The sequence below is a fragment of the Desulfococcus sp. genome, assembly GCF_050178255.1.
In the GTDB taxonomy this organism is placed as follows: domain Bacteria; phylum Desulfobacterota; class Desulfobacteria; order Desulfobacterales; family Desulfococcaceae; genus Desulfococcus; species Desulfococcus multivorans.
Genome location: NZ_JBFXGG010000070.1, coordinates 1 through 14,883, shown reverse-complemented (window position 1 = coordinate 14,883; position 14,883 = coordinate 1). Strand labels below are relative to the sequence as shown.

At 53.7% G+C, this 14,883-nt stretch carries 10 protein-coding genes and 4 tRNA genes; 1 reads left to right on the top strand and 13 read right to left on the bottom strand.

The features are described from left to right. Positions 1-1,451: 1,451 nt before the first annotated feature. From AB7S84_RS12425 to AB7S84_RS12395, 7 genes are all read right to left on the bottom strand, one after another. Positions 1,452-1,529: transfer RNA gene (locus tag AB7S84_RS12425), tRNA-Asp, on the bottom strand. Between the two features lie 34 nt (positions 1,530-1,563). Continuing rightward, positions 1,564-1,636: transfer RNA gene (locus AB7S84_RS12420), tRNA-Val, on the bottom strand. Between the two features lie 94 nt (positions 1,637-1,730). Then, positions 1,731-4,184 (bottom strand): endopeptidase La, encoded by a 2,454-nt coding sequence (gene lon / locus AB7S84_RS12415; RefSeq protein WP_020878197.1) that lies wholly within the window; start codon positions 4,182-4,184, stop codon positions 1,731-1,733. 18 nt (positions 4,185-4,202) lie between these two features. Next, positions 4,203-5,447 (bottom strand): ATP-dependent Clp protease ATP-binding subunit ClpX, encoded by a 1,245-nt coding sequence (clpX, locus tag AB7S84_RS12410; RefSeq protein WP_020878196.1) that lies wholly within the window; start codon positions 5,445-5,447, stop codon positions 4,203-4,205. A gap of 5 nt (positions 5,448-5,452) precedes the next feature. Continuing rightward, positions 5,453-6,067, bottom strand: a complete 615-nt coding sequence (gene clpP / locus AB7S84_RS12405) for an ATP-dependent Clp endopeptidase proteolytic subunit ClpP (RefSeq protein ID WP_020878195.1) — start codon at positions 6,065-6,067, stop codon at positions 5,453-5,455. Positions 6,068-6,256: 189 nt separating this feature from the next. Beyond that, on the bottom strand, positions 6,257-7,588 hold the full coding sequence (gene tig / locus AB7S84_RS12400; RefSeq protein WP_020878194.1) for a trigger factor: 1,332 nt from the start codon (positions 7,586-7,588) through the stop codon (positions 6,257-6,259). A gap of 75 nt (positions 7,589-7,663) precedes the next feature. Next, positions 7,664-7,750, bottom strand: a tRNA-Leu gene (locus tag AB7S84_RS12395). A 234-nt stretch (positions 7,751-7,984) separates the two neighbouring features. Between AB7S84_RS12395 and AB7S84_RS12390 the strand changes: the two genes are divergently transcribed. Beyond that, positions 7,985-8,061, top strand: a tRNA-Pro gene (locus tag AB7S84_RS12390). A gap of 218 nt (positions 8,062-8,279) precedes the next feature. Here AB7S84_RS12390 and AB7S84_RS12385 read toward each other — a convergent pair. The 6 genes from AB7S84_RS12385 to AB7S84_RS12360 all read right to left on the bottom strand — a co-directional run. Beyond that, positions 8,280-8,759 carry a hypothetical protein gene (locus AB7S84_RS12385; RefSeq protein ID WP_020878193.1) on the bottom strand — a complete coding sequence of 160 codons (480 nt, stop codon included), beginning with the start codon at positions 8,757-8,759 and terminating at the stop codon, positions 8,280-8,282. 96 nt (positions 8,760-8,855) lie between these two features. Continuing rightward, the gene (gyrB, locus tag AB7S84_RS12380; RefSeq protein ID WP_020878192.1) at positions 8,856-11,306 is read right to left on the bottom strand and encodes a DNA topoisomerase (ATP-hydrolyzing) subunit B; all 2,451 of its coding nucleotides are present in this window, start codon (positions 11,304-11,306) and stop codon (positions 8,856-8,858) included. Continuing rightward, complete coding sequence (gene dnaN, locus AB7S84_RS12375; RefSeq protein WP_428154765.1) at positions 11,303-12,418, bottom strand: DNA polymerase III subunit beta; 1,116 nt, start codon at positions 12,416-12,418, stop codon at positions 11,303-11,305. Before dnaN ends, gyrB begins: the two co-directional genes overlap by 4 nt. Positions 12,419-12,433: 15 nt before the next feature. Continuing rightward, positions 12,434-12,958 (bottom strand): hypothetical protein, encoded by a 525-nt coding sequence (locus AB7S84_RS12370; protein WP_428154763.1) that lies wholly within the window; start codon positions 12,956-12,958, stop codon positions 12,434-12,436. Between the two features lie 9 nt (positions 12,959-12,967). Continuing rightward, positions 12,968-13,582 carry a recombination-associated protein RdgC gene (gene rdgC, locus AB7S84_RS12365; protein ID WP_428154761.1) on the bottom strand — a complete coding sequence of 205 codons (615 nt, stop codon included), beginning with the start codon at positions 13,580-13,582 and terminating at the stop codon, positions 12,968-12,970. Positions 13,583-13,860: 278 nt separating this feature from the next. Then, on the bottom strand, positions 13,861-14,883 hold a 1,023-nt coding region (locus AB7S84_RS12360; protein ID WP_428154759.1), incomplete at its 5' end, for a cytochrome-c peroxidase.

Here is a 14,883-nt window from a genome sequence, read left to right as displayed (position 1 = left end):
TGGCTCGGGCTATTATGTTATGCTTTGAATTTTACCCTTGACACCCCCAAATTATTTTTTTATCCTGATCCTGCCACACCAAAGCCCCGCCCATCTCAGAGGAATTCGGATGGGCAACCAAATCAGAGTTTTTCCACGCAAACCAAAGTGGACCCCAACTGACCATCTTGCGTTCGTTGGCGATCCATATCTTTTCAGACCGCTCGAAGACCTACAGACAAAAAATCCCTGCACCCTTGACTGGGATAATGCCTCGCCATGCGACCAGGCGCGTTTGATGTGCCGTATACCGTATCGAGGTATCTCTTGACCGCCCGACGCCGACATAATAGCCTTCCCTCGAAAGGAGGGCTTTGCATGAAAGGACAAATCTATGAAAACCGTGGGGGGGTTGTTGTTCGGTTCGGTAGATCTGTGTCCAGGTGGTTCAAGACCAGGCCGGAGGCTGAACGCTTTCTGACCGGCCTTCGGTACGAGATGGACAAGGGCACGTTTGACCTTCGGGATTACGCCAAGGACAAACCGCTTGCCGTATCAAACCTTGTGACCAAGTATCTTGCCTTCAAAAAAACGAAGGTCAAGCCGGCGTCATTCCGGAACATCAACAATTATTTGACCAGGGCCGCTGACGCCTGGGGGGAGGTGAACATCAAAAACATAGGCTACGCTGAGATAGAAGACCTGTTATGGGCACAGGATTTTTCCGACAAGACCAGGGCCGACATGAAGAGCGCACTTCATGCCTTCTGGACATGGTTGGTCCGGCGGGATGTCATCGAGGCGATGCCGAGGTTTCCCGAGATCCGGTTCGAACTTGGCTGGCGGAACATCATCGACCTGGAGACACAGCAAGCCATCATCGACGAGGTGGGCCGGATATCGGCGCACATATCGCCTAAGATCGCCCTGGGGATTCGTTGGCTTGCAACGTATGTGTCCATACGGCCGGCGGAAATGCTTTCACTGAGAGAAGGGCAGATCAACCACAAACTCGGCGCAATCGTGATCCCATCACCAAAAGAGAAACGGCCGAAGGTGGTCCCACTGCTCGATGAAGACATCGAGGCCCTGAAGGCGATGCCGCGCGGTCTGCCGGATCTGCATTTTTTTCGGCATGACAAGACCGCAAACGGCGCGAAGGCGGGGCAGCCATTCGGAAAGCGGATGTTTTACAAGTGGTGGACGCGGGCCTGTGAGAACTTGGGTATCGAGGGCGTGGACCTTTACGGCGGGACAAAACACAGCACGGTAACGGCGCTCGGCCAGGTGATGAGCCCGGAGCAGATCAAACACGGAACGATGCACAGCACCAACGCGGCGTTCGAGCGATATTTTCAAGGGCAGTCGGCCAATGCCAAGGCAGCATATGCCGAGGCCCGAAAACTACAACATACCTACAACGGCAAAAGCCACCCGAAGGTGGCTAATGCGTCGAACTTATTAGGAATTTGTGGCGGGAGCGACGAGACTCGAACTCGCGACCTCCGGCGTGACAGGCCGGCGTTCTAACCAAACTGAACTACGCCCCCGAATGGTAACTTTAGAATGTCAAGCGACTGATGATGGGCGGAACAGGGCTTGAACCTGTGACCCTCGGCTTGTAAGGCCGATGCTCTCCCAACTGAGCTACCCGCCCTTGCTCCGCAACGTTTCCGTCAAAAGCGAAGAGTAAATACCAATTTGATCAAGGGATGTCAAGATAAATTTATCGGTCTCTCTTTATTTTTCCATCAATTGATCGTGGAGCCCTGGACCATGTCGTCCGGCTCTTTGGGGATCATCTCGACGGACATCGCCGCATCCCCCGCCACGGGGCTTTTGTCGGCCTGTTGCGGCAGCAGGGCATGGAAGAGCACCTCATCCATGTGATCCACGGGAACGATTTCGATTTGCTTGGATACCGCCGCAGGGATGTCCTTCAGGTCTTTCTCGTTCTCCTTGGGCATCAAGACCTTTCGGATGCCGGCCCGATGAGCCGCCAGGATTTTTTCCTTGAGGCCTCCGATGGGCAGCACCCGGCCTCGGAGGGTGATCTCTCCGGTCATGGCGATGTCTCGATGGACAGGACGTCCGGTAAGCGCCGACGCCAGCGATACCCCCATTGCGATGCCCGCGGACGGGCCGTCCTTGGGGATAGCCCCCTCCGGAACGTGGATGTGGAGATCGATTTTTTTGTAAAAATCAACGTCGATGGCAAGAGTGTTGGCCCGTGAGCGAACATAGCTGAAAGCGGCCTGGGCGGATTCCTTCATGACGTCCCCCAGTTTTCCGGTGACGGTCAGGTTTCCCTTGCCCGGCATGATTGCGGTTTCCACGCAGAGGAGTTCCCCGCCGAACTGGGTCCAGGCGAGTCCGTTGACGATACCCACCTGGTCCTTCTCCTCCAGCTGGCTGTGCCGGAAGCGGGGCGGGCCCAGATATTTCTGAACCGATTTGGGCGTGACGCGGAAGGATTCGATGGAAGGATCTTTCATGAATTCCCGGGCGATCTTTCGACAGATGGATGCGATTTCACGCTCGAGATTTCGAACGCCGGCCTCGCGGGTGTACTGTTGAATGATCGTGTATATGGCACTTTTGTTGAATTGAATATCCTTTCCCGAAAGCCCGTTGGCCTCGATCTGTTTGGAGACCAGATACCCCTTTGCGATGTGGTATTTTTCATACTCCGTATACCCCGGCAGACGGATAATCTCCATCCGATCCTGGAGGGGGAGGGGAATGTCGGGCAGGGTGTTGGCCGTGGTGATGAAAAATATCTCCGAGAGATCGTAATCCAGATCCAGGTAATGGTCGTTAAAGGCGTTGTTCTGCTCGGGATCGAGCACCTCCAGAAGCGCCGCCGAAGGATCCCCTCTGAAGTCCATGCTCATTTTGTCGACTTCGTCAAGACAGAAGACCGGATTGTTTACGCCCACTTTTTTGAGGGATTGGAGGACCTTTCCGGGCATGGCACCGATGTAGGTCCGCCGGTGGCCGCGAATCTCCGCCTCATCCCGAACGCCCCCCAGGGAGAGGCGGACAAATTTCCGGCCCGTGGCCCTCGCAACAGACTTGGCGATGGAGGTTTTTCCCACTCCCGGCGGCCCCACCAGGCAAAGGATGGGTCCCTTGAGCTTTTTCACCAGGGATTGAACGGCCAGGTACTCGATGATCCGCTCCTTGGGTTTTTCGAGCCCGTAATGATCCTCGTCCAGAATTTTTTCCGCCGCATCGATATCGGTGGTGATGCGGCTGCGGTCGAACCATGGAAGGCTGATAATCCATTCGATGTAGTTGCGCACCACCGTGGCCTCGGCCGACATGGGGGTCATCAGCTTGAGTTTTTTGAACTCCTGATAAACCTTGGCCTTGGCCTCTTTGGTCATTCGCTTGCGCTTGATCCGCTTTTCCAGTTCATCCAGTTCCTCCGCCCCGTCGTCTTCAGCCCCCATCTCTTTCTTGATGGCGCGCATCTGCTCGTTGAGATAATAGTTTTTCTGGGTCTTCTCCATCTGTTCCTTGACCCGGACCTTGATACGCTGGTCCATTTCGTAGACCTCGACCTCCATCTTGATCAGGCCGAGCAGATAAGAAAGCCGCTTATATGGATCGATCTCTTCCAGCAGCCGCTGCTTGTCCTCGATCTTGAAGGAGAAATGGGCCGCGACGGTGTCCGCCAGCTTCGAAGGGTCCGTTATGGCGGAAACATTGTTGATCAGGTCCTTGGAGATGCTCTTGTTTAATTTTGCATATTCCTCGAAGCTGTCGATGATGGCCCGGGTGAGGGCGGCGACATCGGGTTCATCGGGGACCGGCTCCGCCAAAATGGAGGCTTCCACCTGAAAAAAGTCGTCGTTGGGGATGAAATTATGGATCACCCCCCTGACTTTTCCCTCGACCAGAGCCTTTACGGTACCGTCAGGCAAGCGAAGGAGCTGCAGCACATTGCCGACGGTTCCTATGGAATGAATGTCCTTGGGCTCCGGCTTGTCGATTCCCGCTTTTTTCTGGATGGCGAGAAACACGCTTTTCTCGCTGTTCATGGCATCGGCAAGTGCATTCACCGATTTGGTCCGTCCCACGAAGAGCGGCGCTACCATATGAGGGAATACGACAATGTCTCTCAGCGGCAAAAGGGGCAGCACCAGGTTCGTCGAACCGGAATCGTCTTCTTTACGTAAGATTTTCGGAAAATTGATCATTATGCTATCAGTGGATCCTTAAGCCTGTTTTTTGGTTTGCTCATATAGGAGAATGGGCTCCTCTTTGTTCAGAACGACATCCTCACCGATGACGCATTCCTTGACGTTCCCGATGGAGGGGATTTCGTACATGATACCGAGCATGCAGCCTTCCATGATCGCCCGAAGCCCGCGCGCGCCTGATTTGCGTTTCAGGGCTTCCTGTGCAATAGCGGAGAGGGCGCTGTCTGTCAATCTCAGGTTGACGCCTTCCATTTCGAAGAGCTTCCGGTACTGTTTGACCAAAGCGTTTTTGGGCTCGGTCAGGATGCGGATCAGAGAGGAAGCGTTGAGCTCTCCCAGGGTCGCGATGACGGGCAGACGTCCCAGAAATTCGGGGATGAGACCAAACTTGATAAGGTCTTCCGGCTGAACGTCTTTCAGGATGTCGCCGATATTGCGATCGTCCGATTGCGTTATCTTGGAACCGAAGCCCATGGTCTTGGAGCCGGTCCGCTGCCGAACGATCTTGTCGAGCCCGTTGAAGGTGCCGCCGCAAATAAAAAGAATATTCGAGGTGTCGACCTTCACGAAATCCTGCTGGGGATGCTTTCGGCCCCCCTTTGGGGGAACGCTGGCCGTGGTTCCCTCGATGATTTTCAAAAGCGCCTGCTGAACGCCCTCCCCCGAGACATCTCGAGTGATGGAGGGATTGTCCGATTTGCTGGCGATCTTGTCGATCTCATCGATGTAAACAATCCCTTTTTTAGCCTTCTCGACGTCATAGTCGGCGTTCTGAAGCAGGGAAAGGATGATGTTTTCCACATCTTCCCCCACATATCCGGCCTCGGTCAGGCTTGTGGCATCCGCAATGGTGAAGGGGACGTTGAGAAACCGGGCCAGGGTCTGGGCCAGGAGGGTTTTCCCTGAACCCGTAGGGCCGATCAAGAGGATGTTGCTTTTCTGAATCTCCACATCGCCCGATACCACGTGGGACTCAAGTCGCTTGTAATGATTGTATACCGCCACCGACAGAACCTTTTTGGCATCCTCCTGTTCGATGACGTATTCATCAAGCATCTTCTTGATTTCCTTTGGAATCATAGCGATCTCGGTTTCCCGGGCGTCCTTCTCGCTCTCTTCCTCGATGATTTCACTGCACAGCTGAATACATTCATCGCATATATACACGGCCGGACCCGCAATCAGCTTCTTGACCTCATTCTGGCTTTTGCCGCAAAAGGAACAGAAGAGATTGTCGTTTTCCTCGTTTTTTCTGCTCATCGCATTTACTCCTTTTTCTCTTCCAGATGATCGAGATCATCCCGACTGGCCATGACGTGGTCGATGATCCCGTATTCTTTGGCGTCCTGACCGGACATGAAGAAATCACGGTCCGTATCGCGCTGGACCCGCTCCAAATCCTGGCCGGTATGCTTCGCCAGGATTTCGTTGAGAGCGTCCCTCATGCGAAGGATCTCCTTGGCCTGGATGGCGATATCCGACGCCTGCCCCTGGGAACCGCCCATGGGCTGATGGATCATAATCCGGGAATTGGGAAGGGCATACCGCTTTCCCTTGGCGCCGGCGGCCAGAAGAACGGCACCCATACTCGCCGCCTGGCCGAGGCACACGGTGGCGATATCGGGTTTGATATACTGCATTGTATCGTAGATGGCGAGGCCGGATGTGACGACGCCGCCGGGGGAGTTGATGTAAAAATTGATGTCTTTTTCCGGATCTTCGGATTCGAGAAAAAGAAACTGGGCAATCAAAAGATTGGCCACTTCATCCGTAATCGCCGTGCCCAGAAATATGATTCTGTCTTTCAAGAGCCTCGAATAAATGTCATAAGCGCGCTCGCCTCTGCTGCTCTGCTCAACGACCATTGGGATTAACGGCACAGTACACTCCTTGTTTTAATCGTTAATGTGGGACATCTGAAGGAACCCCGTCGACCCATGGGCATTTTCATGGGGAGAGGATTCATGAGAACTCATGTAAGTCAACAGGTGATTAGAAGAGAGAATCAGGATAACAGAGGGGATGCCGAAGCAGATACCTGAAACGACTTCAGGTATCTGCACTTACGATTAAACGCTTTCTTCTGTTTCCGCGGCGATTTCCGCTGGTACCTCTTCGATATCACTCTTGTTAATAATAAGTTCTATCGCTTTCTTTTCAAGTAAAGTGTGTTTGAAATAGGCGAGCCGTTCCTGGTTTTCCGGGGCTTCGTAGTATTTCCGGATTTCTTCCGCCGGTTGATGGAAGGTCTTCGCCATGTTTTCAAAACCCTGGACCAGTTCGGCTTCCGAGAGTTCCAACGGTTCCTGCTCGATGATCTTGCCCAGAATCAGATGGCGTTTGACCTGCTTGAGGGCCGTGTCCCGATATTTTTCGCGAAGGGTCTCGTGGGTCATGCCGATCTGCTCCATGCTCATATTATGGTAGCTGAAGGTCCGTTCGGCATCCGAAACAATGCCCTCAAGCTCATATTCGATCATGGCATCCGGCACCTCAAAGGCTATCCGCTCCAGAAGCGTCGAAAAGATCTGTTCGTTCAATTCCTGTTCCGTCCGCTTCTCGTATCCCTGGGAAAGATTCTGGATAATTTCGGCCTTCAGCGCATCCAGGGTCTCGAACTTGCCGAATTGTTTAGCGAAATCGTCATCTATTTCCGGAACAACTTCCTTGCGGATCTCTTTGAGGGTGATATTGAATTCGATCGTCTGACCCTTCAGTTTGTCGTTGGCATGGTCCTCGGGAAATGTCACGGTCGCGGTCCGGGTTTCATCGGGCTTCATGCCGACGATCGCGTCGTCCATCGCATCCGCGATCTGTCCGGCCCCGATCTTCAGGGTGAAGTTCTCCGTCATCTGAGTTTCTTCAAAGGGTTTGCCGTCTTTAAATCCTTCGTAGTCGATGAGAACAAAATCGCCGGACCGGGCCGGACGGAATTCGTCGATCTTTTCCTGCCGGGTCAGATTTTTCTGAAGGGCTTTCAGCTGCGTGTCGATCTCCTGGTCCGTAACTTTATAGATCGTCTTCTTCAGCTGGATACCCGAAAAATCGATGGTGTCGAGTACAGGTCGGATCTCGACGGCGGCATCATAGGCATAGGGTTTGTCATAGGCCAGATCCGGGGGATCGATCTGAGGGCTTCCGATGACCTCCAGGTTGTTTTCCTTCACGGCCTCGGCAAACGAGTCCTGGATCAATTTGGAGGAGACATCCGCATGCACATCCTTTTTATAGTGTCGCTCCAGCACCTGCCGCGGGGCCTTTCCAGGACGAAAACCTTTGATCTTTGCGGTTTTCTTGAGTTCTTTGTAGGCATTGTCGATCTCGCGTTTAACCACATCCTGCGGGATTTCAATATGCAAAACTTTTTTCACGCTGCTCAGATCTTCCACATTCACTTCCATCGTTATCCTCTCCAAATAAATCAAATGCCTGAAGTCAGACACCCCCTTCAGGCACGTTGAATTGAAACCTTATCTTGGTGCGAGAGGGGAGACTCGAACTCCCACTCTGTCCCCAGAGCTGGATCCTAAGTCCAGTGCGTCTACCAGTTCCGCCACTCTCGCATTTGTCGTATTTGCCAAAAACCCGCCAAACAGCCCGTGTTGCCCTCGCTTTGGTTGGTAAAATGCGATAATAGCCTGAAATAACCACTATTAAGATATACAGCCTTGTAATCTAATACCTAACGATTTAGGTGTCAAGAAAAATTGAAAAAAGAAGTGGTTATCCCGGTTTTTCGTTCAACAAAATCTTGCATTCCGGCGAGGATCATGCTAACGCAATCACGTCAAAGACATCGGGGCGTGGCGCAGCCTGGTAGCGCGTCTGCTTTGGGAGCAGAAAGCCGGGGGTTCAAATCCCTCCGCCCCGACCAGATAAAATCAACGGGTTACGGCGAAAGCGGTTACCCGTTTTTTTTCTCTCTCTCAACTTTCGACTTTCATAGGCCGTATCCTCCCGGCACCGCTATCCGGTCACCATCACAAAAGTCGAAAGTTGAGTTTTTTTCGGTACGCTTTTCTGTTGGTATTTCAGGCACGAAACCGATTCCATGGTTATGAATCCAGATTCCGCCGTCCGGACCGATGGGGTTCAGGACGGGTGACGGGCGGTAGAGCGGGGTTCGGGGTCTTGATTCGATGTGGCCCCTTTCGTTTGGAGGGATTTCGGGAAGACGTTTTTCAGAATCTCCCTCACTGCGTTTCGGTCGCCTGCCGTGAGCGATACGATTTTCGCGCCGGTGTGCATCAATGCCAAGGTCAGCCATGCGGCCAGGAAGGCCCCGCAGCAGTAAACCGTGAGGGCCATGAGATTGGCCAGGGGAACGGCTCTGCCGTCCAGCCGGATATCGAACGCCCTTCCACCGATGCTCTCCGCCATCTCGTGAATGACGCCGTTCAGATACGATGGGGAATTGAGAATGGTGAAGACGAGTTGGAAAATCTGCATGGCGTACCGGAGCCCGATAAGGATGACGATGAGACCCAGGCAGGTAGCAACAAGACCGACGACACTTTTGATGATTTCAATAATGGAGACGGGATCGTTCGGGTCGGATAACAGGGGTATCATGTGACGGTCCACCTCCTTGAGCCAATCGTTGCGCTTTGGGTGCCCCGGCGTCCATCGGAGCTCAATATAAAAACCGATTTACGGACAATACTCGTGCTAAATGTCCAGTGTGCTGACTTCGAGGGCGTTGCTCTGAATAAAGTCCCGACGGGGTTCGACCACATCTCCCATGAGAAGGGTGAAGATTTCGTCGGCCTCGACGGCATCCTCGATCTTGACCTTCAAGAGCGTCCGTTTGTTGGGTTCGGGATTCATGGTGGTCTCCCAGAGCTGTCCGGGATTCATTTCTCCGAGGCCTTTGTACCGCTGGATCTGGATGCCCTTTTTCCCCTCCTCCAGCAAGTAGTTGAGCAGGGTGTGTCTGTCGGGAAAGGATCGGGAATCGGTGCCTTTCTCAGCGTTTTCCACCGTAAACGGCGCATCCCCGAAGGCGAAGATCTTTTCGGAGAGCCGGAGGCATTTCTGAAATTCCGGAGAGTGCACGAAACGTCGTCCAAGTTTCAGGGGTTCGTACGTCTTGGCGGTGATATCCCGGATGATCGTATCTTCCCGCATCCTTTCGCAGGCCCTGATGGTCATCTCGTAAATCCCGCGTTCCTCGCTCCATTCGGGAACGGTCACCTCGCACTCCCGCTCGGCGAGCGCCGCTTTCAGGTTCATCATCTTATCCCGATCCTGCAGAAAGGTCTCATCGAGACCGTAACGGATCAGGAATTCGATGATATCCGATCCGATGCCCTCCCGGGACAGTCGTGAAAGCCCTCTGAGGTATTCCGAGAGATCCCCCACGTAAAGATAGAGTGCGTTGTCGGAGATGGGGACGCCTTCGGGACCGCATCTAAGGACTTTCTGAGAACAGATCCGTCGCAGGAGGTGATCGTTCAGGCTTGCCTCATCCTTCAGATAGAGTTCGTTTTTACCCTTGCCGATGCGAAACAGCGGGGGTTGAGCAATGTAAAGGTACCCTTTTTCGATGATCTCTCTCATCTGGCGGTAGAAGAAAGTCAGGAGCAGCGTCCGGATATGGGATCCGTCCACGTCCGCGTCGGTCATGATGATGACCTTGTGGTACCGGATCTTGTTGATGTCGTACTCTTCTCTTCCCACCCCCGCGCCCAGGGCCGTAATGATATTTTTGATCTCGTCGCTCCGGAGGATTTTGTCGAGCCGGGCTTTTTCGACGTTCAGGATCTTTCCCTTGAGGGGGAGAATGGCCTGAAATCTCCGATCCCGACCCTGCTTGGCCGAACCGCCGGCGCTGTCCCCCTCCACGAGAAAAAGCTCCCGGTCTTTGGGGTCGGAATACTGACAGTCCGCTAGTTTGCCCGGAAGAGTGGAGTCCGTAAGAGCGCCGGTGCTTCGGGCCAGGTCGCGGGCACGCTTGGCCGCATCCCTGGCACGGGCTGCGTCCACCGCCTTGGCGAGAATCTTCCTGGCCACCGCCGGGTTTTCGCCCAGATATATGGACAGCTTCTCGTTGACCAGGGATTCCACGAGGCCCTTCACCTCGCTGTTGCCCAGCTTGGTCTTGGTCTGTCCCTCGAACTGGGGTTCCTTGATGCGGATGCTGATGATGGCCGAAAGGCCTTCCCGGACGTCATCACCACTGATTTTGGCCTGGAGGTTCTTGGGCAGGTTTCCGTTGCCGGCGTAATTGTTGAGACTCCGGGTCAGGGCCGCTTTGAAGCCGATCAAGTGGAACCCGCCTTCAATCGTGTTGATATTGTTGGCAAAGGAGAACATCTTCTCCTTGTACGTGTCATTGTATTGGATCGCGACCTCGATCTGGACCTCGTTCCGTTCCCCCTGAATGAAGATGGGGTCGTGGAGCGGTGTATGGCGCCGATTGAGATATTCCACGAATGAGGCCAACCCTCCTTCGTAAAAGAACGCCTCCTTTAAATCCGACCGTTCGTCCTCGATGGTGATCCGGACCCCCTTGTTCAGGAAGGCCAGTTCCCGAAGCCGCCGGCTCAGGATCTCCGAATTGAAATTATCGGAGTTCATGATCTCGGTGTCGGGCTTGAAGTGAACCTTTGTCCCCTGTTTATCGGTTTCGCCGAGAATGGTCAATTCGCTGGTTTTGGCCCCCCGTGAATAGGTCTGGTGATGGATTTTCCCGTCGGTGTAGATCTCCACCTCGAGAAAGGACGACAAAGCGTTCACCACCGATATCCCGACACCGTGAAGCCCCCCCGAAACCTTATAGGAGTTCTTGTCGAATTTCCCACCGGCATGAAGCTTTGTCAGAACAACCTCCACTGCCGGGACATTCTCCTTTTCATGCATGTCCACGGGGATGCCGCGGCCGTTGTCCTCCACGCTGACGGAATTGTCCGTGTGGACCGTTACGTGGATAGTGTCGCAATAGCCGGCCATGGCTTCGTCGATGCTGTTGTCGACGACCTCGTAGACTAAATGGTGAAGTCCCTCCATATCGACGTTTCCGATATACATGGAGGGTCTTTTCCGGACAGCCTCCAGACCCTCCAGGATCTTGATGTTGCCCGCGGTATAATTATTGCTGGATCGTTTTTGTGGTGTCATATTTTCATCGGCATGATTATGCTTAAATAGCTTTTGTCTTTTTCTCCCTCAACGAGGCAGGGCTTGTCGCTGCTGACGATGTTGATCACGGCGGTTTCATCCTCGATCACCCCAAGAGAGTCGATAAAATATTTCGGGTTGAACGCCGCCTCGATGGGATCTCCTGCGAATTTGATGACCATGTCCTCTCTGGATTCCCCGATTTCAGGGTTGGTTGCCCGGACGGTCAGGAGGTTTTTCTCGAAATTGAAGATGACCCCCCTATAATTTTCCGAGGAAAGGATAGACATCCGTTTAAGGACCATCAGAAACAGCTGGCGATCCACCGGGACATCATGTCCGATTCCTCTTACGATAATATCTTTGTAGTTGGGGTATTCCCCTTCCAGAAGGCGAATGGTGAAGCTTTCGTTTTCTTTTTTCAGGACGAAATGGCTGTCCTTCAGACCGATAGCCACGGTCTTTTCCGGCCCCAGGAATTTCAGCACCTCGCCAAGCCCTTTTTTGGGGATGAGGACGCCTTTCTCTATGGGGCAAACGCCGTTTTTATATGGATAATCGACCGTCGACAGGCGGCTGCCGTCGGTGGAGACCATTTTGAGTGTTTTGGAATCGTCGTCATCCAGGTTTTCGAAGTAGATGCCGTTGATGTGGGCGCGCTTGTCATCGGGCGCGCCGCCGATGATGATGGTCTTTTCGATCATCCGTTTCAGGGACTGGGTGTCCATCTCGAACAATGGTGCGTCATCCACTTGAGGGATATCGGGAAAATCCTCGGGATTCATGCCGACGATGTGGTACTCGATATTCTCCTTGCCGATCTCGATCCACCGGTTCTCCACTTCGTTGATGTCGATGGAATCGCTGGGAAAATCCCTCACGATTTCAAAGAGCTTCTTGGCGTTGATGGCGATCGTGCCCTCGGATTCGACCGTGGCCGGGTATTCGCCTTCGAAGCCTGTTTCGAGGTCGGTGGCAACGATCTTGATCGTCTGCTCTTTTGCCTGAATGAGAACGGTTTCGGTGATGGCCAGGTTGGTCCGTCTGCCGGTGATGCCCTGCACCTTACCCAGTATGTTGCGAATGTCGTTTTTATTGATGACAAACTTCATAAAGGAAACCCTCTGTTATTCATGGATCCACTGCTTCAGCAGCGGAAGCACCCGTTCGTTCCAGTCCGCGGAAAGCCGGTATCGGAGAAACCCGGCGTAAAGCTTATCGATGAGCCGGACGACCTTTTCATACAGGTAGACCTTCTCCAGCAGAAACCCCTCGATATCGTCCCGGGTTTCGATGGCCCCGATTTCCGGGGTTTTGAGATTGGAAATATTGAAGCTTTCCCCTTTTACTGTAACGCGCCATTCCTGTTCCCCGATCCTGTAAACAAGGTTGAGCTCCGTAACGACCGCTCCTTTCCTCAAGGCGAGAAGTCCTTCTTCCAGACCTGCGTCGTCGCCCTTTATGGTGATGCTCTCCACGGCTTCCTGAATTCTGTTTTCGAGGACGACGCGGTTGCCGAGGGCGAGGGTCGTCATTTCGGGTTCTATGGCGGTCAGAAGATCTCGGTCTTTTTCCACAACGAACCACAGCCAGGTCAGAAATTCATATCCCAGAAACGCGTATCGATTGTAGGCGACGGCGATGTCCAACATGTTCTACTCCTACTCCGCAAACCGCGTGGGGGTGAGGGTGGCCAGGGCATCCCGTTCAACGTCCGAAAGCCCGGCGGTAAGCTCGGCGACAGTGTAAGGAAAGAGCCGGATGAGATTGCATTTGAATGATTTGGCGAAGAGGGTTTCGAGCTCCTCATTGGCGGCTTTCTGGGTGGAATAAAACCAAAGCGATTGTCCTTCGATATTCCACAGGACGTCGAAGACATTGGGGGTCGCCGGGATTCGCATACTGAGCCCCTGGACCACCCCTTCCTTGATTTCCTGTTTTTCGCTTTTGGTGAGATGGTCCCGCCCGGTGTCGGTCATCCGCCTGGCCAGTGCGATCTGGTAGTGTTTTTTGACGATCTTGGCCGGGATGGTCTTCTTGTCGATCCTGAGGGAGAAGACCAGATAGGCGCCGATGACGAAGGAAGACCCGCTGAAATCCGGTCGAAAAGGGTTCTCCAGGGCGGTCCACCCAACGGATTTTTCCGAAGCTTCGTCATCGATCTCCGTAATGGCATTTCCGGCAAGGCCCCTGGTGATGTTTTCCAACACCGGCGCTTCGATCTTTCCATCGACCCGATAGCGGGTGATGGACACCGTGGATGATAGTATGCCCATGAATCTCCGTGGGAAAAGGTGCCTTCGCTGCAGAGGCGAACTGATTGAAAACAATATCCGTAAACAGTACTTTATATCTTTTTTTGGATCGGGTTACAAGAGGTTTTTGAGGATTTCGGGCGGGTTTTCCCATACCGGCAGCATTGCCTGGGTTGAGGCGAAGCGGCTTTCCGGGCATAAAAACGCCGGAACCGTTTCCAGTTCCGGCGCGTATTCGAACATGTTTGGAATGTTACGACGGTGTTCGGTTTTTCAAGGCTGTTTGAGGTCTGTTTTTACTATTCCTCCGGGACATAGCCGTCTGAGAGGGCCTTCAGGAAGGCGACGATGGCGTTCTCTTCCTCATCGGTCAGGCCCAGGTTGCCCAACTCGGCCTTGTTGACGGTTTCAATTACCTCCGGAACCGGCCAGCAGTCCGCAGCCATCGCTTCTGATTCAGTGTAAAGTTCCTCGCACATGGGTTTGACATCCCGGGTGTTGTAGAAATGAACGATCCCCTTGAGGCTTTTGAAATAGCCGTTGTGGCCGTAGTCCTTCACAAAACCATCTGATGGCCGCAGGTCCACGTTGCGCAGAGTTGGTACCTTGTGCTTGCCCCATTCCATCATATAAACGGCTTCATCATATCCAGCGCTTTGCAGGAAGCCGCCCAGGCCCGGGTCGACGAACTCGGGCGCAACTCCCGCGGGATTTTCGGGGTTCTGGGGAATTCCCAGGTTGTCGAAGGTGTAGTCGGTGAAAAGGGCTTCCTGACCGTTGCTGGTATGGCAGCGGTGGCACATGCCCTTACCCCGGAAGAGGGCGTAGCCGAGCTGCTCCTCATCGGTCAACGTGACCTTTTGCTTTCTGATCTGCTTGAAGGTCTGGTCGTACTTCGAGGTGAAGGCGTTCACCTCGGGGGATGCCTCGTAGGCGGCGATGGAGAGGGCGATGCTGTCGTAGGCCATGTCCGATTTGGCCCTGTCTTCAGATGACAAATTAACCGTCCTGCCTTCTTTGGCGCACGTATTTTCAACATTCTTAGGCCAGTCAATATCACAAGCGCCTTGGCCCCACACATCCTGGAACGAGATGGGGTAATCGCCCGGAATTACGGGATTGCAGACGCGATACACCACGCAGGCGCTGTCGGACAGGGCCTGCTCCATCGGATTCAGGAAGGGCCCCTGGGCCTGGTCGGCGGCGGGGTTGCCGAGTTTCTCTCCCGTGGCTCTCCCGTCCCAGAAGTTGCCGCCCACAAAGAGTCCCTTTTTGTCCATGTGAAAGATGGGACTCTGGGTGGCATAGGCGGAGCTGGGGGG